The 23,449-nt window shown below is 49.4% G+C and carries 20 protein-coding genes and 1 tRNA gene; 16 read left to right on the plus strand and 5 right to left on the minus strand.

Annotated features, from left to right (window positions below):
* The first annotated feature begins 2 nt into the window (after positions 1–2).
* Both ICV32_RS04035 and ICV32_RS04040 read left to right on the plus strand, forming a co-directional pair.
* Positions 3–3,098, plus strand: coding sequence for an efflux RND transporter permease subunit (locus tag ICV32_RS04035; protein ID WP_215372142.1), 3,096 nt, complete (start codon positions 3–5; stop codon positions 3,096–3,098).
* Entirely contained in the window at positions 3,095–3,430 is a 336-nt protein-coding gene (locus ICV32_RS04040; protein ID WP_215372144.1) for a P-II family nitrogen regulator, read from the plus strand. The genes ICV32_RS04035 and ICV32_RS04040 overlap by 4 nt, the downstream gene beginning before the upstream one ends.
* On the opposite strand, the gene ICV32_RS04045 is transcribed toward ICV32_RS04040, so the two are convergent.
* From ICV32_RS04045 to wrbA, 4 genes are read right to left on the minus strand one after another with little or no spacing between them, the layout of a single operon-like run.
* Positions 3,423–3,977, minus strand: coding sequence for a histidine phosphatase family protein (locus tag ICV32_RS04045; protein WP_251371927.1), 555 nt, complete (start codon positions 3,975–3,977; stop codon positions 3,423–3,425). The two genes, ICV32_RS04040 and ICV32_RS04045, sit on opposite strands and share 8 nt — an antisense overlap.
* A complete protein-coding gene (locus ICV32_RS04050) occupies positions 3,974–5,392 on the minus strand; it encodes an FAD-binding oxidoreductase (RefSeq protein ID WP_215372146.1) in 1,419 nt (472 codons plus the stop codon). The genes ICV32_RS04045 and ICV32_RS04050 overlap by 4 nt, the downstream gene beginning before the upstream one ends.
* Positions 5,393–5,401: 9 nt before the next feature.
* The gene (locus ICV32_RS04055) at positions 5,402–5,788 is read right to left on the minus strand and encodes a DUF2069 domain-containing protein (protein ID WP_215372148.1); all 387 of its coding nucleotides are present in this window, start codon (positions 5,786–5,788) and stop codon (positions 5,402–5,404) included.
* A gap of 3 nt (positions 5,789–5,791) precedes the next feature.
* Entirely contained in the window at positions 5,792–6,397 is a 606-nt protein-coding gene (wrbA, locus tag ICV32_RS04060) for an NAD(P)H:quinone oxidoreductase (RefSeq protein WP_215372150.1), read from the minus strand.
* A gap of 48 nt (positions 6,398–6,445) precedes the next feature.
* Between wrbA and ICV32_RS04065 the strand changes: the two genes are divergently transcribed.
* The 3 genes from ICV32_RS04065 to ICV32_RS04075 are packed head-to-tail and all read left to right on the plus strand — an operon-like array spanning position 6,446 to position 9,583.
* The gene (locus ICV32_RS04065; protein ID WP_215372152.1) at positions 6,446–7,297 is read left to right on the plus strand and encodes a YihY family inner membrane protein; all 852 of its coding nucleotides are present in this window, start codon (positions 6,446–6,448) and stop codon (positions 7,295–7,297) included.
* A 15-nt stretch (positions 7,298–7,312) separates the two neighbouring features.
* Positions 7,313–8,416 (plus strand): chorismate synthase, encoded by a 1,104-nt coding sequence (gene aroC / locus ICV32_RS04070; RefSeq protein ID WP_215372154.1) that lies wholly within the window; start codon positions 7,313–7,315, stop codon positions 8,414–8,416.
* A 6-nt stretch (positions 8,417–8,422) separates the two neighbouring features.
* Positions 8,423–9,583 carry an MFS transporter gene (locus ICV32_RS04075; protein ID WP_215372156.1) on the plus strand — a complete coding sequence of 387 codons (1,161 nt, stop codon included), beginning with the start codon at positions 8,423–8,425 and terminating at the stop codon, positions 9,581–9,583.
* Here the strand turns inward: ICV32_RS04075 and ICV32_RS04080 are convergent.
* Positions 9,572–11,242: an electron transfer flavoprotein-ubiquinone oxidoreductase gene (locus ICV32_RS04080; RefSeq protein ID WP_215372157.1), complete on the minus strand. Its 1,671-nt coding sequence runs from the start codon at positions 11,240–11,242 to the stop codon at positions 9,572–9,574. The two genes, ICV32_RS04075 and ICV32_RS04080, sit on opposite strands and share 12 nt — an antisense overlap.
* 102 nt (positions 11,243–11,344) lie before the next feature.
* Between ICV32_RS04080 and ICV32_RS04085 the strand changes: the two genes are divergently transcribed.
* The 11 genes from ICV32_RS04085 (at position 11,345) to pheT (ending at position 23,436) form a co-directional block, all read left to right on the plus strand.
* Entirely contained in the window at positions 11,345–12,040 is a 696-nt protein-coding gene (locus ICV32_RS04085; RefSeq protein ID WP_215372159.1) for a CoA transferase subunit A, read from the plus strand.
* A 36-nt stretch (positions 12,041–12,076) separates the two neighbouring features.
* Positions 12,077–12,730 (plus strand): CoA transferase subunit B, encoded by a 654-nt coding sequence (locus ICV32_RS04090; RefSeq protein ID WP_215372161.1) that lies wholly within the window; start codon positions 12,077–12,079, stop codon positions 12,728–12,730.
* Entirely contained in the window at positions 12,727–14,547 is a 1,821-nt protein-coding gene (locus ICV32_RS04095; protein WP_251371928.1) for an alpha/beta fold hydrolase, read from the plus strand. The genes ICV32_RS04090 and ICV32_RS04095 overlap by 4 nt, the downstream gene beginning before the upstream one ends.
* A gap of 30 nt (positions 14,548–14,577) precedes the next feature.
* Entirely contained in the window at positions 14,578–16,578 is a 2,001-nt protein-coding gene (locus tag ICV32_RS04100; protein WP_251371929.1) for a bifunctional (p)ppGpp synthetase/guanosine-3',5'-bis(diphosphate) 3'-pyrophosphohydrolase, read from the plus strand.
* A gap of 18 nt (positions 16,579–16,596) precedes the next feature.
* Positions 16,597–16,673: transfer RNA gene (locus ICV32_RS04105), tRNA-Val, on the plus strand.
* 77 nt (positions 16,674–16,750) lie between these two features.
* The gene (gene thrS, locus ICV32_RS04110; RefSeq protein WP_215372163.1) at positions 16,751–18,673 is read left to right on the plus strand and encodes a threonine--tRNA ligase; all 1,923 of its coding nucleotides are present in this window, start codon (positions 16,751–16,753) and stop codon (positions 18,671–18,673) included.
* Positions 18,674–18,717: 44 nt separating this feature from the next.
* Positions 18,718–19,239, plus strand: a complete 522-nt coding sequence (infC, locus tag ICV32_RS04115; protein ID WP_215372542.1) for a translation initiation factor IF-3 — start codon at positions 18,718–18,720, stop codon at positions 19,237–19,239.
* A gap of 114 nt (positions 19,240–19,353) precedes the next feature.
* Complete coding sequence (gene rpmI, locus ICV32_RS04120) at positions 19,354–19,551, plus strand: 50S ribosomal protein L35 (RefSeq protein WP_108508271.1); 198 nt, start codon at positions 19,354–19,356, stop codon at positions 19,549–19,551.
* A gap of 16 nt (positions 19,552–19,567) precedes the next feature.
* Entirely contained in the window at positions 19,568–19,930 is a 363-nt protein-coding gene (gene rplT / locus ICV32_RS04125; protein ID WP_108508272.1) for a 50S ribosomal protein L20, read from the plus strand.
* A gap of 12 nt (positions 19,931–19,942) precedes the next feature.
* Positions 19,943–20,986 carry a phenylalanine--tRNA ligase subunit alpha gene (pheS, locus tag ICV32_RS04130; RefSeq protein WP_215372164.1) on the plus strand — a complete coding sequence of 348 codons (1,044 nt, stop codon included), beginning with the start codon at positions 19,943–19,945 and terminating at the stop codon, positions 20,984–20,986.
* Between the two features lie 8 nt (positions 20,987–20,994).
* Complete coding sequence (gene pheT, locus ICV32_RS04135) at positions 20,995–23,436, plus strand: phenylalanine--tRNA ligase subunit beta (protein WP_215372166.1); 2,442 nt, start codon at positions 20,995–20,997, stop codon at positions 23,434–23,436.
* Positions 23,437–23,449: the final 13 nt, after the last annotated feature.

A 23,449-nucleotide genomic window follows, 5' to 3' on the forward strand; every position in this document is an offset into this window, starting at 1 on the left:
ATATGATTGAGCGCATTGTCCGGTTTGCCCTTCAACAACGCCTATTGGTGGTGGTGATCTGCGTTTGCTTGTTCTTTGTAGGCCTCTTTGCCACCAAGCGCTTATCGGTCGATGCCTTTCCGGACGTCACAAACATTCAGGTGCAAATCGCCACCGAGGCTCCCGGTAAATCACCGGAAGAGGTTGAGCGCTTTGTCACCATTCCGATTGAGTTAGGGATGACGGGATTACCAGGGCTTGTGGAAATGCGCTCACTCAATCGCAACGGCATATCAATTGTGACCCTGGTATTTACGGACAAGACCAGTATCTACTTTGCGCGCCAACTCGTTCTTGAACGCTTAATTGAGGTTGCGTCCCGTATGCCCGATGGGATCACTCCCGTCTTGGCACCCCCGACCACTGGATTGGGTGAGGTGTATCAGTACACCTTAGAGCATCCATCGGATCGAGATCGTCCGCTCACCGAAGATGAATTACAAGAGCGTCGAACGATTCAGGATTGGGTTGTACGTCCCATGCTTCGCTCGATTCCAGGTGTTGCTGAGATTAATACCCAAGGCGGCTTCGCTAAAGAGTATCAAGTGTTGGTCAACCCTGAGCGTTTGCGTCACTATGGGATTACTTTGCAGGATGTGTATGTGGCGCTGGCTCGGAACAATGCCAATTCGGGTGGCGGTCAATTACCGACCTATGCAGAACGTTATTTGATCCGCGGGGTAGGCCTGGTGGCAAAGCCAGAGGACATTAGCAAGATTATTCTGAAGGAGGTGAAGGGTACCCCCGTTTATGTCCGTAATGTGGCTGAGGTCATGATTGGTAATGAGATTCGGCAAGGGGCGATTATTAAAAATGGTGTAACCGAGGGTGTAGCCGGCATCATTCAAATGAATCGTGGCGCCAATGCCCGAGAAGTGGTCAACCGCATTAAGACCAAGGTTGCCGAAATTAACGAGCGCAAATTACTGCCAGAGGGCTTACAAATCGTACCGTTCTACGATCGGACCGATCTTGTAAACGCTGCAATGTTCAACGTCGCCAAGGTCTTGGTTGAGGGCATCATCTTGGTGATTGTGCTGCTCTTCTTATTCTTGGGTGATGTTCGGTCATCCATCATTGTGGTCGCTACTCTTATCTTGACTCCGCTACTCACATTTTTTGTGATGAATCGCTATGGCATCTCGGCCAACTTGATGTCTTTGGGAGGTCTTGCAATTGCAATCGGCATCATGGTCGATGGATCCGTGGTGGTAGTTGAAAATACCTTTGCTAAATTGGGCGCACGCCTAAAAATGGGCGAATCTCGAAACCGAATTATCTTGGAGGCAGCCACCGAAGTTGGTAAGCCCGTGCTTTTTGGAGTGGGCATCATCATTTTGGTGTTTATGCCCTTGCTCGCACTTGAGGGAATGGAGGGCAAGATGTTTGCGCCCATGGCAATCACCATTGCGATTGCGCTCACCATCTCACTGATCCTATCGTTTGTGCTATCCCCGGTACTGTGTTCCTATGTCCTAAAAGGTGGAAGTGAGGACGATACAAAAATTGTGGCTCGATTACGCAAACCCTATAACTTTATGCTCGATTGGTGTTTAAAGAATCCTCGTTTAGTGGTGAAACGGGCTTTGATCACTCTGGGTGCAAGTGTTGTTCTCTTTATCTTCTTAGGGAAATCGTTTATCCCAGTGATGCAAGAAGGCTCAATTACGCCGGTGATTGTGCGCTCTGCCAATATTGCACTGGATGAGTCGATCAAACTCGAGTTTGAGGCCTTAAAGCGAATCATGACCATTCCCGGTGTTGAAATGGCAGTATCCCGTCTAGGGCGCGGTGAATCCCCAGCGGACCCTGGCCAGCCATTTGAGTCCGATCCGATCGTAACTTTAAAACCCTTAGGTGATCGGGATTTAAGCCAAGAAGAGATTGCCAATCAAATCCGCGATAAATTAAAGACCTTACCTGGTGTGGAGTTAGTCATTTCTCAACCCATCGCAGCTCGTGTTGATGAAATGGTCTCGGGTGTGCGTTCACAAGTCGCGATTAAGATCTTTGGTGATGATATCCAAACCCTAATTAAATTAGGAACGCAGATCAGTCAGATTCTGTCACGCATGAAGGGCAGTACCGATTTGCGAATTGAGCAAGCCTCCGGTCAAAATTATCTGAACATCAATATTGATCGAGCTGCGATTGCACGCTATGGCATTAATGTTGCCGATGTCAATGACGTCATCGAAACTGCAATCGGCGGCAAACAAGCCTCAACGGTTTACGAAGGTGAGCGCCGCTTCCCCATGGTATTGCGCTATCCAGCCCCGTACCGCGACAAGATTGACGCCATCGAGAACATCATTTTGTTATCCCCGAATGGTGCTCAGGTGTTGATGAAAGATTTAGCTAAGATCGAATTACTCGATGGACCACCGCAAATCTCACGCGAGTCGGGTAAACGTCGTTTAGTGATTGGTGTGAACGTTCAAGGCCGTGACTTGGGTGGTTTTGTGGACGAAGCCCAAAAGAAAATTGCACAGGATGTGAAGTTGCCCGAGGGCTACACCTTAGTGTGGGGCGGTCAGTTTGAGAACATGGAACGTGCGATGGCGCGTCTCATGATCATTATTCCGCTAACGATTGCAGCGATTTTCTTCTTACTCTTTATGCTATTTCAATCCATTCGTTTGGCTGGACTAATTATTTTGGTTCTACCATTCGCATCGATTGGTGGCATCTTCGGCTTATTTATTACTGGCGAGTATTTATCGGTACCCGCTGCGGTCGGCTTTATTAATCTCTGGGGAATTGCAGTATTAAATGGCGTGGTGTTAATTTCCTTTATCAAACAGCTGCGCGACGATGGTATGCCTTTGCATGAGGCTCTCATTGATGGGTGCGCACATCGCTTTAGACCAGTGATGATGACTGCCTCGGTAGCGATGTTGGCCTTGATCCCCATGCTATTTTCTGGAGGCCCCGGATCTGAGGTTACAAGACCTCTTGCCATTGTGGTTATTTCAGGTTTAATTACTTCAACCGGCTTAACATTATTAGTGTTACCCGTCTTGTACGGTTGGTTTGAAGAGAAAAAGGTTGAAGCGTGATCGAGATTAAGGCAGTGATTCGTCCTAATAAATTACCCATGGTGCGATCCGCACTTATGGATACCCCAGGCTTTCCGGGCATGACGGTAACCAAGGTGGAGGGTTGTAGCGCACCCTCGCGCGTTGAAAAGACTACGATTAAGGACGAACTCACCGATTACTCGGCAAAGGTTCGGATTGAGATCGTTTGCAGTGATGAAGTGGCCGATGCCATCATGGATCGATTAGTTCAGGCCTGTCAGACCGGGCAAGTGGGTGATGGTATTGTGTGGAAGGTGAACGTCGACCGCGCCTTCTTTATTGCAAAGAACTATCCCAACCCCATTAGTTGAGTGCGCGACTACTGATCACCTTTCCTTGCGCATTCACTTTCACAAGCAGCATTTGACCGACGCTGACTGATTTTCCAGTATAGGCATACGTGTTGACTTGGTGGGTTACCAAAATTAATGGCAACTTAGTTGGTTTAGAAAGTTGCTGCTGAACAAATGCCTCCAGCTCTCGAGTCTGTTTACCGCTCTCACTCATTTCATTAAAGAAGGAACCGAGCGAGCGCTCCGAAGTCACTGGACCTTTATTCAGCAAAACCGCCGTATCGAAGCAGCGGCACCAAGGGCTACTGAACATGCGGGCTTCTCGAACTCCTTGCTGACTCAACCATGCACCAATCTCTTTGGCTTGCTGACGACCATACTCGCCAAGATTACGCTGGGTCGAGCAATCGCCCAGTCGATACCCAGATGGATCACCAATTCCCGGGGCATCGGCATGGCGCATCACAATCAGCGTTGAGCCAGACTGCAATTCGGAGAGTAAATTCGCATTGGCAACTGGAGAGATGCAGAAAAATCCCCAGAGAACCAGCAGTAGACGTTTCACGGTAACACCTTACCTGGGTTCATGATGTTCTTGGGATCTAAGGCAGTTTTAATGGAGCGCATGAGTTGGTGCGCCACCGATCCACGATGCGCTTCAAGGTCAGGGAGCTTGAGTTGCCCAATACCATGTTCAGCAGAGATGGAGCCGTGGTGTTTCTCGACCTGGGAATAGACCACATCATGAATCGCTTCCTCATGAACGCGATTGAATTCGCTAGCATTGACTCCAAGCGGCGGTGCAATGTTGTAATGCAAATTGCCGTCACCCAAATGCCCAAAGTTAATGATACGGACCCCAGTAAATTGATCCCGAATCAATTGATCGGTCTCGGTGATAAAGGTATCTAGCTCTGAGATTGGGAGCGAGATATCGTGTTTTAGATTGGCGCCTTCTTGCGCTTGTGCCATGGTGATGTGCTCACGCATGGTCCAAAACGATTGGGCCTGAGAGAGATTGCTCGCAATCACGGCATCATTTGCAATACCCGCTTCAAACGCAGCCTCAAGCACCTGTTCCATTAAATTACGCGCATGCTCTTCACCTTCATGATCGGATAGTTCAACTAAGACCGTATAAAAGGGATCATTGGTCAAGGGATTTTTCATATGAGGAAACTGTTTGGCAGTCAGGTCTAACGAATCCTTTGACATCATTTCAAAGCCAGAGAGTAAGGCAGCAGTACGCTTTTGAAAAAGACTCAGTAATTCAATCGTTGCCGGAATATTGGGTACCGCTACTAAAGCAGTCCATTTGGTCTGAGGCAAGGGATACAACTTGATGACCGCTGCAGTAATAATACCAAGACACCCCTCGGAGCCAATATATAAATCCCGCAGATCAAAGCCGGTATTATCTTTGCGCAAGCTGCGTAGGCCATGCAGAATTTCACCTTGTGCAGTAACGACCTCAAGACCTAAACACAGTTCACGGGCATTGCCGTAGCGCAGAACATTGGTGCCGCCGGCATTGGTCGCTAAGTTGCCGCCTATCTGACAGCTCCCCTGAGCACCAAGGCTGAGTGGAAACAGAAATCCTTGTGTCTTGGCAGCCTCTTGCACGGTTTGCAAAATACAACCGGACTCCACCACCATGGTTTGGTTGCTCGGATTAATCTCGCGAATAGCATTCATGCGCTTAAGATTAAGAACAATCTGCTGGCCCGAGTCATTGGGCGTTGCGGCCCCACACATGCTGGTATTACCGCCTTGCGGAACGATGGAGATTAACGCTTGATCGCACGCCTTCACAATCTTGGCAACCTCTTGGGTTGTTTTGGGAAGTAAAACGGCTAGCGCTTTGCCGTGATAGCGATTGCGCCAATCGCTGAGATAGGGCACTTGATCTTTGGATTCCACCAATACATAGGCATCACCTAATTCCGATTGGCAGTAGGAAATGAAATCACGTTGATTCATGAAAGCATTCTAGTGCTTGGATTCGTCTTTTGCTTTCGCCTTAGCCTCTGCTTTGATCGGCTTGAGATACATCAGTAAGGCAACAAAAACAGTGACGGATAGGATCAGTTCGAGAATGGCCATCCACACATTCCAACCCGACTCGGTGATGCGCGTTAATGCTTCGGTGGTGTAGATGAGGATCGCCATGCTACTCCATTGCATGGTGTACACATTCGCGCGCCAGACACCTGGCAACATGATGATCAAAGGCACTGCCTTTAGGATTAACCAAGAACCACCAGGCCGAAGCGGTGCAATTAACCATTCCCAAGCCACACACAACACGATTAAATCAACGATGGCGGCACTGGCAATCAGCACATACTTATCTTTTTTCAGTAATCCACTGAGCATGATTTATTTGCCACCATGAAGACGTAAAGCAACTTCAGCCAAACGCTTACCTTGTGCAATGGCTAAGCGAGATTCTTCTGCACTAATCGGTGCGCTGCCATCGGCATGCGCAAGATGCGATACCCCATAGGGCGTGCCGCCAGTGGTCGTATTCATGAGCTCAGGGTTGCTATACGGTACACCAAGCACCACCATGCCATGATGAAAAAGTGGGATCATCATCGAGAGCAGGGTGGTTTCTTGACCGCCATGTAAGCTACCGGTGCTGGTAAAAACACATGCAGGCTTCCCTTGCAGTGCACCGCTTAACCATTGTGAGGTACTGCCGTCTAGAAAAAATTTCAGGGGTGCGGCCATATTGCCAAAGCGTGTGGGTGATCCTAGAGCCAGGCCAATGCATTCCTCTAAATCGGAATACTCTACATAAGGAGGACCATCTTTGGGAACGGGTGGCTCGCTCGCTTCGCAAACGGTTGATACCGCAGGTACGGTTCGCAAACGCGCACTAACCCCAGCCACGCTCTCAATCCCTTGCCCAATAAAACGAGCGAGGGCATCGGTTGCACCATGGCGGGAGTAGTACAACACCAGAATCTCGGATGAACCCATAGACTGCACTTTCTTTGGAATTTCAGATAGATCCCCTATGATACGGTCATGCCATTATCTTTTCTGATCAAGCGTTGGTTGCCCATGGGTAAAGCGCTCTGGCAGCGGAATCAACATTTGCGATTAAGCCAAGTATCGGCCAGTTTGTCGTTTACTACCATTTTGTCTTTGGTGCCGATGCTGACCATTGGATCCATCTTGCTGAGTCAATTCCCTGCGGTCGTTGATTTGCGTAATGCCTTTCAGGCTTGGCTTCTGAAGAACTATTTCCCAGGCGGCATTAGTCAACAGGTATTTACTTACCTCAACCAGTTCTCTGCTAAAGCAAAGGGATTAACCATCGTCGGTTCCTTGGGGCTTCTGATTACAACGATTTTGACCATGGTGGTGATTGAGCGTGCCTTTAATGAAATTTGGAGGGTAAGCGAGCGCCGACCTTTTCTCAAGAAGCTTGCAATTTATTTAGCAGCGACCATCATCGGCCCCATACTTTTGGGCCTTGGCATTTACTTAAGTAGTTTATTACTGGGCTCAGCGAGTGGCTGGTTCCCCACCTTATCGGTAGGATTTAAGTTCATTAGCACGATTATTCCCAGCTTATTGGCCTTGATTGTTTTTGCTCTGGCCTATCGGATCTTGCCCTACGCACCTGTAAGCTGGCGGGATGCGTTTATTGGTGCTGCTTTTGTGGCCGTCGCTTACGAGATCACCAAGTTTGGTTTTGCCTACTTCATGACCCAGACCGCCTTTTATAAAACGGTCTATGGCACCTTTGCGATCCTACCCCTCATGTTAATTTGGATCTACATCACGTGGTGGCTTACGCTTGCCGGCGCCGTGATCGTTGCCAACTTGCCAACGATTCGGCAAAACCGCCCGCCGGAACAGGCCTCTGCCTAATGCCATAATGATGGTATGTCTGGAAATACCTTAGGCCTTCTATTTACGGTAACCACCTTTGGTGAGTCGCACGGTCCTGCGATTGGTGCAGTGGTCGATGGTTGTCCGCCGGGGATGGAGTTATCGGTCGACGATATTCAGGTGGATCTGGATCGACGCAAACCTGGAACCTCCCGCCATGTGACCCAACGTAAAGAAGAAGATAAGGTCGAGATTTTGTCTGGCGTCTTCGAGGATAAAACCACTGGCACCCCAATTTGTTTATTGATTCGCAATACCGATCAACGCAGTCAAGATTACAGTGAGATCTTGCAAACCTTTCGTCCGGGTCACGCTGATTACAGCTATCACTATAAATATGGGTTTCGTGATCCACGCGGTGGCGGACGCTCCTCAGCGCGTTTAACCGCTCCAGTGGTTGCTGCCGCAGCGATTGCCAAAAAATGGTTGCGTGAGCACTATGGAACAGAGATCGTTGCTCATATGAGTCAACTCGGTGAGATAGCTATTCCTTTTGAGGATGCTCAATACATTTCACAAAACCCATTCTTCGCCGCAAATGCCAGCATCATTACGAAGCTTGAAGAGTACATGGATCAACTGCGCAAAGCGGGTGACTCGTGCGGTGCCAAGATTGAGGTGATGGCCCGCCAGGTACCGATCGGTTTGGGTGAACCCCTTTTTGATAAGTTAGATGCAGATATTGCGCATGTGATGATGGGCATTAATGCGGTGAAGGGCGTTGAGATTGGAAAAGGATTTGGTGTGGTAGCCCAAAAGGGAAGTGCTCACGGTGATGAGATGCATCCGGACGGCTTTGCCACAAATAATGCTGGCGGTGTGTTGGGTGGTATTAGTACTGGCCAAGATATACGTGTGGCGATCGCCATCAAACCAACTTCAAGCATCATGAGCCCGAAACAGACAATTGATTTGCACGGTAAGTCAACCACGATTCAGACCAAGGGGCGTCACGATCCCTGCGTCGGCATTCGGGCGGCGCCGATTGCAGAGGCCATGTTGGCCCTTGTCCTCATGGACCACGCCTTGCGTCATCGGGCGCAGTGTGGCGATGTTTCAGTACAACCACCCGCAATTCCGGCTGCGCGCACCAGCTAAGGATTCATGACAGCATCCTCGCGTTGGGCCTTCGCGGCCTTTTTCTTTTTGTACTTCGCCTACATTGGCCTCATGTCACCCTATGCAAGCTTGTATTTTGCGGAGCTCGGATTTGGTGCGATCGAGATTGCTGCGTTGATGTCGATGTTGCAAGTGACACGTATCCTAGGCCCTTTTTCTTGGGGTTGGCTCTCCGATTATTTATCCAACCGAGTGGGCATCATGCGCTTTTGTGGTGTTCTGGCGGTTTTGTGTTTTTGCGTCATCTTTTACTTAGAGCACTACATTCCATTTTTAATCTGGATGTTTATTCTGCATACTATTTTGAGTAGCATGATTCCGCTCGGGGAAGCGGCAACAGTCCATGCTTTATTTAAAGACAATTCGTTTGATCATCGCTATGGTCGTCTGCGCTTATGGGGATCCATTGGTTTTGTTGCCATGGTGTTACTCGCTGGCGAAGTATTTCAATGGTGGGGAATTGAGGTCCTGCCATGGTTGGGTCTGGGCGTATTGATTGCATTGGCGATTGATACCTTTTTGCTACGTGAGCCTAAGATTGAGCGTCACCCCTTAGTACGCGGAGAACTGCGTGCCGTATTGCAACGCCTAGAAGTGCGTTGGTTTTTAGTTTCGGCCTTTGCCATGATCTTTGGTCACGCGGCCCTGTATGTGTTTTATTCCCTTTATCTTGCCGATCTGGGATACAGCAAATCCGAGATCGGATTTTTCTGGACATTGGGTGTGACCGCAGAGGTAATCTTCTTTTACTTCCAAAGTAAAGTCATGTTGCGATATTCCCCAACGAGGGTATTGCAAGCAACATTCATGATTGCAGTGATCCGCTTTGTGTTGATCGGTTACTTTGCGACCACCAGTCTTCTGATTCTGGCACAGTTAATGCATGCTGCCACCTTTGCAGCCCACCATAGTGCGAGTACCAAATTAATTCAGGGTTGGTTTAGTGGGCCTTTGCAAGCTCGTGGCCAAGCACTTTTCACAACCGTCGCCTATGGCTTTGGCGGCACTCTAGGCGGCTTATGCGCAGGTTGGATTTGGGATCATTGGGGCCCCAATCAAGTCTTTGGTATGGCAGCGGTGGCGTGCGCCTTAGCTGGTGTTGCAATCGCTCAAGTGAAAACCAATCCGAAAGCCTTACATTCCTGAGTAGTTAGGACCACCGCCCCCTTCAGGGGTGACCCACACAATGTTTTGTGTGGGATCTTTGATGTCACAGGTTTTGCAATGCACGCAATTTTGGGCATTAATTTGTAATTTGGGTTTACCTTCTACCTCGATGTACTCATAAACACCGGCAGGGCAATACCGTTGCTCAGGACCCGCGTAAATATCAAGATTAATGGCCACAGGCACGCTTTCATCTTTGAGTGTGAGATGCGCCGGTTGATTCTCTTCATGATTGGTATTGGAGATAAATACCGAGGAGAGTCGATCAAAAGTAATTCTGCCATCGGGCTTTGGGTACTCAATCACTTGATGCAAGCGAGCTGGTTCGAGGTATTCGTAATCGGCTTTTTTTTGATGAATGGTCCACGGCATATTGCCACCAAACACCTTTTGTTCAATACCAACCATCAAGGTACCCAGATATAAACCTTTGGACATCCACGCTTTAAAGTTACGCGCCTGTCTGAGTTCGGTATAAAGCCAGCTATTTTTAAAGGCACTCGGGTAGGCCGAGAGAATGTCATTGGCTCGGTTTTCTGAAAGTGCAGACATGGCTGCCTGAGCAGCCAACATACCGGATTTAATGGCTGCATGGCTGCCCTTAATGCGGGAGGCGTTGAGGTAGCCCGCATCGCAGCCAATCAGAGCGCCGCCAGGGAATACGGTTTGCGGCAAACTATTTAGGCCACCGGCGGTAATGGCGCGCGCACCATAGGCCAAGCGCTTACCACCTTCAAACGTTGGTCGAATCGCAGGATGCAATTTATAACGCTGGAACTCATCAAAGGGGCTAAGGTAAGGGTTTCGATAAGAGAGACCAACGACCATCCCCACCGCAACCTTGTTTTCGCCAAAGTGATACAAAAATGATCCACCATAGGTTTGACTGTCCAATGGCCAACCTGCGGTATGAATTACAAGACCTGGGCGATGGCTCTCCGGAGTCACTTCCCAGAGCTCTTTAATGCCAATGCCATAACTCTGAGGATCGGATTCACGATCGAGTCGGTATTTGGTGATGAGTTGCTTGCCAAGATGACCGCGTGAGCCCTCTGCAAATAAGGTGTACTTCGCTCGTAATTCCATCCCAAGTTGGAATTGCTCGGAAACATTTCCATCCTTGTGGATACCCAAATTACCAGTGGCGACTCCACAGACTGCACCCTGGGCGTTGAACAAAATTTCAGCGGCAGCAAACCCAGGGAAAATATCAACACCCAGTTGCTCGGCTTGACCGCCTAACCAGCGAGTGAAGTTACTTAAGCTCAATATGTAATTACCGCGATTACTAAAACAATTCGGTAGCAGAAGGTGGGGTACTGTGAAGGAGCTCGATTCGGTCAGAAAAATGAATTCATCTTTACTAACTGGCGTCTCGAGTGGAGCCCCCATTGATTGCCAATCTGGGAATAATTCATTGAGAGCGCGCGGATCCATGATGGCGCCTGACAAAATATGAGCACCGACCTCAGAACCCTTTTCTAGGACACAAACGGAGATCTCGCGACCCTCGCGCTGGGCAATTTGTTTGGCATGGATTGCCGCGGACAAGCCTGCAGGGCCACCCCCGACGATCACGAGGTCATAGTCCATGGCCTCGCGTGGGCCATATTGCGCAAGTAATTCCTCGGTATTCATAGCCCTAGTTTAGTGCTTTTGAGCCACGAATCAGTCATGCAGAGCGGTTATCATTTGAGCTTATTAGGAATTGATTGAAGAACGTGAAAGAAAGTTAGGCGAATGAATAAGATATTTCCCAATGCCCGCGCTGCTCTTGAGGACATTATGAAAGATGGGCAGACCATCGCGGTTGGTGGTTTTGGTTTATGCGGCATCCCCGAAGCCCTGATTGCAGCAGTCAAAGAGTTAGGGACTAAAAACCTAACTGCAATATCGAACAATGCCGGCGTCGATGATTTTGGTTTAGGGATTCTCTTGGCCACTCGGCAAGTCAAAAAAATGATTTCATCCTATGTTGGAGAAAACAAAGAGTTTGAGCGCCAATATTTAGCTGGTGAACTCGAGCTGGAATTTACTCCGCAAGGTACCCTCGCAGAAAAATTGCGCGCAGGTGGTTGCGGTATTCCTGCGTTTTATACCAAAACGGGTGTTGGAACGATTGTTGCTGAAGGTAAAGATGTTCGTGAGTTTGATGGCGAGCAGTACATCTTGGAGCGCTCATTGGTTGCCGATGTCTCGCTCGTTAAAGCATGGAAAGCCGACAAGGCAGGTAATTTGCTATATCGCTTAACCGCCCGTAACTTTAATCCAGTGGTGGCGATGGCAGGAAAAATCACCGTGGTGGAAGTTGAAGAGATTGTGGAGAACGGAGAGCTTATCCCGGATCAAATCCATACCCCTGGTATTTATGCCCATCGGATTGTGCTCAATCCGCATCCTGAAAAACGGATCGAGCAACGCACACTCTCACAGTAACCATTCACTTGAAAAGATTAAACAGAGGAAATTGCAATGCCTTGGAATCGCGATGAAATGGCAGCCCGTGCTGCAAAAGAATTACACGATGGTGACTACGTTAATTTAGGAATTGGGATGCCCACCTTGGTCGCCAACCACGTTCCTAAGGGAATGGAAGTTTGGCTCCAGTCTGAGAATGGTTTGTTGGGGATTGGTCCTTTTCCTACCGAAGCACAAGTCGATGCCGACATGATTAATGCGGGTAAACAAACCGTCACGACCTTACCAGGATCAGCCATTTTTTCATCGGCTGATTCATTTGGAATGATTCGGGGTGGCAAGATCAATATTGCGATCTTGGGCGCAATGCAGGTGAGTGAGCACGGTGATTTAGCCAACTGGATGATCCCTGGAAAGATGGTGAAGGGGATGGGTGGTGCGATGGATTTGGTTGCGGGTGTCAAGCATGTTGTGGTGCTGATGGAGCACGTTGCCAAGAAAAAAGATGGCACAGAAGAAATCAAAATTCTGCCCAAGTGCACGCTGCCATTGACTGGATTAGGCGTAATTAATCGCATCATTACCGACTTGGGTGTGCTTGATATTACCCCCAAGGGATTGAAGTTAGTTGAGTTAGCGCCGGGCGTGACCAAGGAAGAGATTCAGGCGAAGACGGGCGCTCCGATCGATATTAGCGCGGTGCATTGAAAAGCGATCAACTCCATGCTCATAAACGTGGGGATGCACGTCACACCCACGCGGTAGCGGATCGCAAGCAATCCTTATTGTGGATTGCCATGTTCTTTACCTTAGGCTTTGCGTTTGTTGAGTTCTTTGCAGGCCTGATTTCTGGTTCCTTGGCACTGATGTCCGATGCTGGGCATATGGTGACCGACTCTGCGGCGCTTGGTCTGGCTATTCTGGCGCAGTACATTGCCAGACGCCCCCCATCAGCAAAGCATTCCTTTGGCTTTGGTCGAGCCGAAGCACTTGCTGCTTTTGTGAACAGCTTGGTGATGGTAGGTTTAGTCATTTGGATTGCAATTGAGGCCGTGAGTCGGATACAGGATCCGCATCCAGTATCAGGAATGACCGTGACCATCGTGGCCGCACTCGGATTAGCGGTGAACCTCATTGTTGCCTGGGTCTTGTCACGCGATCAAAAGAGTGTCAATACCCGTGCTGCTCTGGTGCACGTCATGGGCGATCTCTTGGGATCGATCGCCGCTTTGGTATCAGGGGTTGTGATTCAGTTAACGGGATGGATGCCAATTGATCCGATTCTATCGATCTTTGTAGCGCTCTTAATCCTCAAATCCACCACAGCCATCCTCAAAGAGTCGTACCACTTCTTGATGGAAGGTGTACCGCTGCACATTGACTATGTGAAAGTGGGTGAAGATTTATCCCGTATTGAGGGAGTGATGGCGATCCACGATTTGCATGTCTGGGAGATGAGTCCTGGTCATCCTGCATTGATCGCCCACGTTGAGATTAAACAGTTTAAGCACTGGCCGCGGATTCTTGCAAACCTAACCACCATGTTGCGTGAGTCGTACGGTATTGATCACATTACATTGCAACCCGAAGAGGCCGGCAAGCAAGAGCTTGAATCGCCCCCAGCCAGCGTTGAGCAGGCGCGTCATACCGCCTTACTCAATCGGGATCATCACGGGCATACCGATTATGTGGAATGTTCAAGTCCTGCCGGCTCCCATCGCATGGCCTTTCATAGCTGGGGTGATCCTCGCAATCCGAGTGTGCTGTATTGCGTTCATGGCTTATCTCGACGTGGCAGCGATTTTCGGGCAATGGCTGAGGCCTTATGCGATCGCCATTTCGTAGTTTGTCCAGATATCGTTGGCCGTGGCGAATCTGATTTTCTGAGTAATCCGATGTTCTATACCGTTCCGCAATACGTGACGGATATGAAGACCTTAAGCACTAAATTAGGTGTTCACTCAGTCAATTGGTTTGGAACCTCGATGGGCGGTTTAATTGGTATGGTGTATGCGGCAATGCCTGGCAATGGCATCAAGCGACTATTGCTCAATGATGTCGGACCGCGGATTGAGCCAGCGGCATTAATTCGGTTAGCAAGCTACGTGGGTAAACCATTTTCTTATGTGAATCGCGATGTAGCAATGGACAAACTCAAATCGATTTGCGCTCCCTTTGGCAAGCACACGGATGCCGAGTGGGAGCTTCTCAATGGACCCATACTGATTCAGAAAGATCAGCAGTGGATCTTGCACTATGACCCAGACATTTCAGTGCCATTTGCCTCGGTGACCCCAGCTCTGGCTCAAGCGGGCGAGTTGGCCATGTGGCAAAGTTTTCAGAGCATTGAGTGCCCCATTTTGATTGTGCGCGGCGCGGACTCGGATTTGCTATCGAGGCAAACGGTTGAAGAAATGTGTCAACTCAATTCGCATGCGAAGAGTGTTGAGATCGCCAATACTGGACATGCTCCTGCCTTTGTTAAAAAAGAGCAAATTGACATTGCACGCCAATTCTTTCTATAGTGTTTTATCAGCAATCCATCATTTATCGCTGTGAGTCTTAACGAGTCAACACTGCCCTTATCGACAAATCCCATCGAAGGGTTTGAGGGTGATACCTGGTTTGGCGAGCCCGAAGAGGCGCACTCCCACTCGGTATCCGAGATTTTGCAAGCGCTGCGTTTGGATGAGGCAAGCGTCACAGCCGCCCGTCATTTACATAGCAGCCTTGGAAAAGAACCCTTAACAAAACAACTTGGACCCGATGCCGCTACTTTATTGATTGGGTACCGAGGTCTACGTCAGGCCCAAGCAAAACTGATTAAGCATGACGGACAGTCGCGGGTAGCAGGTCAAGAGGAGATCTTGCGCAAAATGCTCTTGGCATTTGGGAACGATCTTCGTGTGGTACTGATTTATTTAGCCTCGCGCTTACAAACCTTACGCTGGATTGCTAAGCATCGCATCAAAGTAAAGCCATCTTGGGCTCAGGAGATTTTAGATATTGATGCGAGCCTAGCCAATCGCTTAGGTATATGGCAAATGAAATGGGAGATGGAGGATCTTGCATTTCGGGTATTAGCAGCAGACACCTATAAAGAAATTGCGGGGCTATTGGATGCCAAACGGACGGAGCGTGAGCGGTTCATTGCTGATGTGATCGGGCAACTCAATCATGAACTATCGATGACGAATATCAAGGCCGATGTGCAAGGTCGACCCAAACACATTTACAGCATCTGGAAAAAAATGCAGGGCAAATCCTTAGAGTTTGCCAATCTCTATGATGTGCGCGCATTTCGGGTACTCGTTGACGACGTTAAAGCGTGCTATGCCACTCTAGGCTTAGTTCACAACATCTGGCAGCCTGTCCCTAAAGAATTTGATGACTACATTGCAAGACCCAAGCCAAACGGCTATCAATCCTTACATACCGTTGTGATTGATGAAGAGGGGATTGCATTTGAGATTCAGATTCGTACCCAAGAAATGCATCGCCAGGCTGAGTACGGCTTAGCCGCACACTGGCGCTACAAGGAGGGCGCGTACGCAACCCAAGCAAAAGATCTCGGAACGCACAGTGCTGCGGTAGCTTATGAGCGCCAGATCGCATGGGCACGGCAATTGATCTCGTGGAAAGAAGATGCTTGGGAACAACTGAAGCATCATGAGATTGATGATCATATTTATGTTCTCACTCCTTTGGGAAAAGTGATTGCTCTGGAGAAGGGCTCGTCACCGATTGACTTTGCCTATGCTGTTCATACTGATCTTGGTCATCGCTGTCGTGGTGCGCGGATTGATGGGGCCATGGTGCCACTCGATACCGCCTTGCACAATGGTCAAACCGTGGAAATTATTTCTGTGAAGCAAGGTGGGCCCTCAAGGGATTGGCTCAATCCCGAGCGCGGTTATCTGCGCTCACAGCGGGCGCGAGCTCGTGTGCGTGCATGGTTCAATGCACTCGACGATGAAGCAAGTCAAGCACCCAATAAAGTAAATGATGGCAAGCTCGATAAGAGCATTGATAAGCCACTTGATAAAAAAGACGAGATCCAGATTCGCACGCGTGCGACTGCTGCGAATCAGCGTGGCGACGTATTGGTCGTTGGAGTAGATTCCTTACTAACCCAGTTAGCGAAATGCTGTCGTCCGGTTCCCCCTGATCCAATTGCCGGTTTTGTTACACAAGGTCGTGGGGTGTCGATTCATCGTCGCAGTTGCAAAACCTTTCGAGGGCTCTTGGAACGCGCTCCAGAGCGTGTGATCCAAACAGCATGGAGTTCCAAATTAGATTCCGAGCAGGGCGGCAACAAAGAACGTGTTTTCCCAGCAGATCTATCAATCATTGCACTGGATCGCCCTGAACTGATGCGCGAACTGTTTGAGATTACTTCTAAGATTGGAGTGCATGTGATCGATCTCAAAAAATCGGTTCGTAAAGGCTTGGCACATATCCAATTAACGGTTGAAATCTCCAATGCCGAAGCCTTACGGTTAGTTCAAACTGGGCTCGAGGGATTGCGCGGCGTTACCGAAGTGCGCAGGCGGTGATAAACTCTTGATGAATATAGGCTCGTAGCTCAGCTGGTTAGAGCACCACCTTGACATGGTGGGGGTCGTTGGTTCGAGTCCAATCGAGCCTACCAACGAAACAGATCGGAATGCGCGTTGTGTTCATAGTGTGTGGGACGAACGCGCATTCTCTTTTATGCATGGAGTGGTTATGGTAGCGGTTACTCTTCCCGATGGTTCGAAGCGCGAGTTTGCTGCGCCAGTGACCATTGCTGAAGTTGCCCAATCCATTGGCAGCGGCTTAGCCAAAGCAGCACTCGCGGGCTCTGTGGATGGTCGTTTGGTCGATCTCAGTTACACAATTGATCATGATGTGCAGTTGGCCATCATTACCGATAAAAATCCTGAAGGTCTGGATATTATTCGCCACTCCACAGCGCATTTGCTCGCGTATGCCGTCAAAGAATTATTCCCTGATGCACAGGTCACCATTGGCCCCGTGATTGAGAACGGCTTTTATTACGACTTCTCCTATCATCGCCCCTTTACGCCAGATGACCTAGCTGCGCTTGAGAAAAAAATGCTCGAGCTTGCCAAGAAGGATGAACCCGTTAGCCGTCAAGTGATGCCCCGCGATCAAGCCGTTGAATTTTTTAAACAACAAGGCGAACTCTACAAAGCAGAAATCATTGCGAGCATTCCCCAAAACGAAGAGGTCTCGCTCTACACCGAGGGTAAATTTACCGACCTGTGCCGCGGCCCTCACGTCCCCTCCACTGGAAAGTTAAAGGTATTCAAGCTCATGAAGCTTGCCGGCGCCTACTGGCGTGGTGATAGTAAAAATGAGATGCTGCAACGAATTTATGGCACCGCTTGGACCAAGAAAGAAGATCAAGACGCTTACTTGCACATGCTTGAGGAAGCCGAGAAGCGCGATCATCGACGCCTAGGTAAACAGCTTGATTTATTTCATTTTCAGGATGAGGCCCCAGGTCTTGTGTTTTGGCATCCCAAGGGCTGGGCCATTTGGCAAGAGGTGGAGCAGTACATGCGCCGCGTTTATCAGAACGAGGGTTATCAAGAGGTCAAGGCTCCGCAAATTCTGGATCGTGGTCTTTGGGAAAAATCCGGTCATTGGGACAACTACAAAGAGAATATGTTCACGACCGAGTCGGAGAACCGTGCCTATGCACTAAAGCCCATGAACTGCCCAGGGCATGTGCAAATCTTTAATTCAGGATTGCATAGCTATCGGGAGTTGCCGCTACGCTTTGGTGAGTTTGGGCAATGCCATCGCAATGAACCCTCTGGCGCATTACATGGGTTAATGCGAGTGCGCGGATTTACTCAAGACGATGGCCATATTTTTTGTACCGAGGATCAGATTCAGGCAGAGGTCGCCGCATTTGACCAGGCGGTTCGTGCGGTCTATCGCGATTTTGGTTTTACAGAAGTCGCCGTGAAATTAGCCCTGCGTCCTGCTAAGCGGGTTGGGGATGATGCCATTTGGGATAAAGCCGAGGCATCACTGCGGGGAGCACTTAAAGCATCCGGTCAAACCTGGGAAGAGCTTCCTGGTGAGGGCGCTTTTTATGGACCCAAAATTGAATACCACCTAAAGGATTCGATTGGACGTTCGTGGCAGTGCGGCACCATGCAGGTCGACTTTTCCATGCCAGCGCGCCTCGGTGCTGAGTATGTTGCTGAAGATAACAGCCGCAAAGTTCCAGTGATGTTGCATCGTGCGATTGTTGGTTCTTTAGAGCGTTTTATTGGGATTTTGATCGAAAACCACGCTGGCGCAATGCCAGTTTGGCTCGCCCCAACCCAAGCAATCGTCCTTAATATCTCTGAAAATTCGGCCGAATATGCCCAAAAAATCCAGCAAATGCTGAAAAAACAAGGGTTTAGAGTGGAATCGGATTTGCGAAATGAGAAAATTACGTATAAAATACGCGAGCACGCATTACAAAAACTGCCTTATTTGCTTGTTGTTGGCGATAAAGAGCGTGAAAGTAATACGGTGGCCGTTCGTGCCCGTGGCGGAATTGATCTAGGGGTAATGCCCGTAGATGCCTTCGTCACCCGACTCCAGCAGGATATTGCCCAGAAAGTCGGACCCGAGCTTAGCTAGGGGGTGTGATGGCTTTTGATTGTTTTTGAGAGAGGAATTAGAAGATCGCTACTGAAAAATTGCAACGCATCAATCAGGAAATTACTGCTCCTGTAGTGCGTTTGATCGGATCCGACGGCAACGTAGTCGGTGTAGTTAAGTTGAACGAAGCCTTACGATTGGCAGAGGAAGAAGATACCGACTTAGTCGAGATTGCTCCGAATGCTGATCCACCCGTGGTCCGAGTGATGGATTTCGGTAAGTTCAAATACCAAGAAGCCAAGCGTCAGCACGAAGCCAAGCTGAAGCAAAAGGTGATTCAGGTGAAGGAAGTGAAATTCCGGCCTGGTACCGATGATGGTGATTATGGTGTGAAGCTGCGTAATCTGATCCGCTTTTTAGAAGATGGCGATAAAACAAAAATTACGCTTCGGTTTCGGGGTCGCGAAATGGCCCATCAAGAAATCGGCGCAAAGATGTTGGATCGACTGAAGGTGGATTTAGAGCCTTACGGTCAAGTCGAGCAATTTCCGAAGATGGAAGGCCGACAAATGGTGATGGTCTTAGCGCCCGCCAAGAAGAAGTAAGAGTTTGTAGTAGATGCAGTAGTAGTAAGCAGTACCAAGTAGCGAATGATCGGTACAGGAAGAGCAGCCGTCGGTTGCCACCGTAGTCGCACAGAGAACGAAAAGGGAGCAGTCATGCCCAAAATGAAGACCAAAAGTGGCGCAGCCAAGCGCTTCAAGGTCCGCGCGAGCGGATCGATCAAGCGAGGACAGGCGTTCAAGCGTCATATCCTCACCAAGAAAACCACCAAGAACAAGCGTCAATTGCGGGGTTCCGCTCCGGTCGCGAAATCCGATGTGAAGTCGATTCGCGCCATGATGCCTTACGCATAAATCTTAGGAGAGCACAATGCCAAGAGTAAAACGTGGGGTTACAGCGAGAGCCCGCCATAAGAAAGTCACCGATGCCGCAACTGGTTATCGTGGACGTCGTAAAAACGTATTCCGGATCGCTAAAGAAGCGGTCATGCGCGCTGGGCAATACGCCTATCGCGATCGTCGTAACAAGAAGCGCGTATTCCGTGCTTTGTGGATTGCCAGGATCAACGCCGCTGTGCGTGAACACGATATGACCTATAGCGTGTTCATGAACGGCATGAAGAAAGCGTCGATTGAACTCGATCGTAAAGTTCTCTCGGATATGGCCGTGTTTGACAAAGACGCATTTGCTGCTTTGGTCACACGCGTCAAATCTGCTGTAGCACACGCTTAAGTTCCTGCAGCCATGGTTTCTCTCGACCAACTTGTCGAGGATGCCAAACGCGATTTCTCCAAAGCTAGCGACCCCGCTGCTTTGGAGGATGCAAAAGCTCGGTATCTCGGTAAATCAGGACTCTTAACTGAGCGCTTAAAGGCGCTTGGTGGGATGTCGCCTGAAGAGCGTAAAAGCGCGGGTGCGGAGATCAACCGAGCCAAGACAGCTGTTGAGGATGCCTTAAATGCACGCCGTCAAGCGCTCGCGGATCAAGTATTACAAGCCCGACTTGCGGCTGAGGCAATCGATGTGTCATTGCCAGGTCGTGGACAGGCCTTAGGTAGTTTGCATCCCGTGATGCGCACCTGGGAGCGGGTTGAAACCATTTTTCATTCGATTGGTTTTGATGTTGCCGATGGCCCAGAGATTGAAACCGATTGGTTCAATTTCACGGCCCTCAATAGCCCCGAGAATCACCCCGCACGCTCCATGCAAGACACCTTCTATGTCGATGGGAACGATGCGCAAGGCAAGCCACTGTTACTTAGAACGCACACGAGTCCGATCCAGGTGCGTTACGCAAGCGAGCACGTTAAGCACTATGGTCAGAATAATATGCCGCCGATCAAAGTGATTGCGCCGGGCCGGACCTACCGTGTGGATAGCGATGCAACGCATTCGCCAATGTTCCATCAAGTAGAGGGCCTATGGATTGCGAAGGATGTCTCCTTTGCTGATCTAAAAGGTGTCTACACCGATTTCTTGCGCACCTTTTTTGAGACCAACGCCTTGCAAGTCCGTTTTCGGCCATCGTATTTTCCATTTACTGAGCCGTCGGCTGAAATTGATATGGCCTTTGCTAGCGGTAAATTAGCGGGTCGATGGTTGGAGATCTCAGGGGCTGGCCAAGTCCACCCCAATGTGTTGCGGAATATGGGCATCGATCCCGAGCGGTATATGGGGTTTGCCTTCGGATCGGGTCTCGAGCGTCTGACCATGCTGCGCTATGGCATTGATGATCTACGCCTCTTTTTTGATAACGATTTGCGCTTCCTTGCGCAATTTCCGGCTTAGTCCGCATCATGCAATTTTCTGAATCCTGGTTACGTCAGTTCGTTAATCCGCCCATTGATAGCGAGGCACTGTCGCATGCCTTAACCATGGCAGGTCTTGAGGTCGAAGAGCGGCGCTCACTGGCCCCACCATTTACTAAGATTGTCGTAGCTGAAATTATTTCAGCAGAGCAGCATCCCGATGCAGATCGCTTGCGAGTCTGCCGTGTCAATGCAGGACCTAATCATTCTGATTTGCAAATTGTGTGTGGTGCTCCAAATGCACGCGCTGGTATCAAAATTCCGTGCGCCTTGGTTGGGGCTGAGTTGCCTCCTAGCGAAGTCGGTGGAAAACCATTTCAGATCAAGGTTGGCAAGTTACGCGGTATTGAAAGTAATGGGATGTTATGTTCTGGGCGCGAGTTGGGTCTGGGCGAAGACCATGCCGGTATTCTGGAGTTACCCAAAGACGCTCCAGTGGGTCAAGACCTGCGCGAGTACCTGCATTTAGATGATCAACTCTTTACCATCAAACTCACACCCAATAAAGCCGATTGCTTATCGCTCATCGGTATTGCGAGGGAAGTCGCTGCGATTACTGGAGCTGCTCTTTGTGTTCCAAAGCGAGAGCCGCTTGCATCAACGATCAATGATCGCGTGTCGGTCAACATCATGGATGCAGATCTGTGTGGTCGCTTTGCTGGACGCGTGATTCGAGGGGTGAATACTCATGTAGCAACACCAACCTGGATAAAAGATCGCTTAGCAAGCGCTGGTCAGCGCAGTATCTCGCCATTGGTGGATATCTCGAACTATGTAATGCTTGAGATGGGTCAGCCCAATCATATCTTCGATCTCGATCAACTAAAGGCTCCGATTGAAGTGCGCTGGGGTAAATCTGGCGAGTCTTTGAAGTTACTCAATGAGCAAACGGTAGAAGCCCATTTGGAAGGAATGCCTGTTGGTGTGGTTGCTGATCAGATGGGCCCCATTAGTCTTGCAGGGATTATGGGCGGTGATCGTACTGCGGTAAGTGATAAAACCCAGAACATCTATGTTGAGGCAGCCTTTTGGTGGCCAGCAGCGATTGCAGGTCGCGCTAGACGGTATCACTTTACAACCGATGCAGGCCATCGCTTTGAGCGCGGGGTTGATCCGCAATTAACCATTTCTGCATTGGATTACCTCAGTCAACTCATTGTGGAGATCTGTGGTGGTCAATTGGGACCGATCGATGATCAAATCACGCATTTGCCAGAACGTAAAGCGGTATCGATGCGCCTAGAGCGAGCTCAACGTGTGATTGGCATTCCATTGAGCATCGAGCAAGTGAGTGATGTGTTTAAGTGTTTAGGTCTTGAGTTCACGATTACCGGACAAGGTGGGGCGACCGTATTTACAGTTCAAGCCCCAAGTTATCGATTTGATCTGGATATTGAAGAGGATCTCATCGAAGAAGTAGCCCGTTTGTATGGCTTTGAAAACATTCCGGATCACCCACCCAAAGCGGAGTTGAAGATGAGCGCGCCACTGGAGCGTCAACGACCCGTGCACGCGCTGCGCCATCGCTTGTCGCATGAGGGGTATCAAGAGGTCTTGAACTTTGGATTTATCGATTCCCAGACCGAGATGCAGATGGGGCAGAGTAATCCCATTGCCGTATTGAATCCGATTGCAAGTCAATATGGTGTGATGCGTAGTAATTTATGGGGTGGTCTCTTACAGAATCTACGCAGTAATCTAAACCGCGGTGCTGGACGGGTTCGTATTTTTGAAATCGGTCGGGTATTTGCCAGAGATTCCAGTCAGATGGAGGCCCCTGGTATCGTGGCTGGCTTTGTTCAAACTAAACAAGTAGGTGGCTTAGCCTATGGTTATGCAAGCCCCGAACAATGGGGGGCACCCAATCGCTTAGTGGATTTCTTTGATGTCAAAGGCGATTTGCAGCGCGTACTAACTCCTTTGCAGCTCCAGACCAAAGCGGCAGAGCATGCGCATCCCGCCTTACACCCTGGACGTAGCGCCCGCATTGATTTGTGCGATCAAGCGATTGGCTGGATTGGTGAGTTGCATCCAGCTCTACAGCAAGTCTATGAGCTTAGTTCGGCCCCGGTATTGTTTTCCCTCAATTGGGATGCGATTTGTGATGTGGGCTTACCAGCGCCAACAGAGATTAGTAAGTTTCCTGCCGTGCAACGCGATCTTGCGGTCGTAGTGGACCAATCAGTGCCAGCGCAAACCTTGCTTGATGTGATGCTGGCTCAACGCCAACCATTCGTTCGCAAGATTGAGCTTTTTGATGAGTTTCGTCCTCAAAAAGAGAGCGGCTCGATGGCACTTCATGAGAAAAGTCTAGCGTTTCGAGTGACCTTAGCCAATGATCAGGATACACTGCAAGATAAAGAAGTGGAAACCAGTATCACCGCCTTATTGGATGCTTTACAGAATCAGTGCAAAGCACGATTGCGATAGTCGTAATCCGAAT

It is taken from the genome of Polynucleobacter sp. MWH-UH24A, assembly GCF_018687475.1.
Taxonomy (GTDB): domain Bacteria; phylum Pseudomonadota; class Gammaproteobacteria; order Burkholderiales; family Burkholderiaceae; genus Polynucleobacter.

Excerpts from the sequence above, each read along its gene's own strand:
- thrS (WP_215372163.1), top strand. The coding sequence starts at position 16,751 with ATGGTAGCGGTTACTCTTCCCGATGGTTCGAAGCGCGAGTTTGCTGCG.
- pheS (WP_215372164.1), top strand. The coding sequence starts at position 19,943 with ATGGTTTCTCTCGACCAACTTGTCGAGGATGCCAAACGCGATTTCTCC.
- aroC (WP_215372154.1), top strand. The coding sequence starts at position 7,313 with ATGTCTGGAAATACCTTAGGCCTTCTATTTACGGTAACCACCTTTGGT.
- ICV32_RS04050 (WP_215372146.1), bottom strand. The coding sequence starts at position 5,392 with ATGAATCAACGTGATTTCATTTCCTACTGCCAATCGGAATTAGGTGAT.
- ICV32_RS04080 (WP_215372157.1), bottom strand. The coding sequence starts at position 11,242 with ATGAATACCGAGGAATTACTTGCGCAATATGGCCCACGCGAGGCCATG.
- rpmI (WP_108508271.1), top strand. The coding sequence starts at position 19,354 with ATGCCCAAAATGAAGACCAAAAGTGGCGCAGCCAAGCGCTTCAAGGTC.
- wrbA (WP_215372150.1), bottom strand. The coding sequence starts at position 6,397 with ATGGGTTCATCCGAGATTCTGGTGTTGTACTACTCCCGCCATGGTGCA.
- ICV32_RS04035 (WP_215372142.1), top strand. The coding sequence starts at position 3 with ATGATTGAGCGCATTGTCCGGTTTGCCCTTCAACAACGCCTATTGGTG.
- pheT (WP_215372166.1), top strand. The coding sequence starts at position 20,995 with ATGCAATTTTCTGAATCCTGGTTACGTCAGTTCGTTAATCCGCCCATT.
- ICV32_RS04075 (WP_215372156.1), top strand. The coding sequence starts at position 8,423 with ATGACAGCATCCTCGCGTTGGGCCTTCGCGGCCTTTTTCTTTTTGTAC.
- ICV32_RS04065 (WP_215372152.1), top strand. The coding sequence starts at position 6,446 with ATGCCATTATCTTTTCTGATCAAGCGTTGGTTGCCCATGGGTAAAGCG.
- ICV32_RS04055 (WP_215372148.1), bottom strand. The coding sequence starts at position 5,788 with ATGCTCAGTGGATTACTGAAAAAAGATAAGTATGTGCTGATTGCCAGT.
- ICV32_RS04090 (WP_215372161.1), top strand. The coding sequence starts at position 12,077 with ATGCCTTGGAATCGCGATGAAATGGCAGCCCGTGCTGCAAAAGAATTA.
- ICV32_RS04085 (WP_215372159.1), top strand. The coding sequence starts at position 11,345 with ATGAATAAGATATTTCCCAATGCCCGCGCTGCTCTTGAGGACATTATG.
- rplT (WP_108508272.1), top strand. The coding sequence starts at position 19,568 with ATGCCAAGAGTAAAACGTGGGGTTACAGCGAGAGCCCGCCATAAGAAA.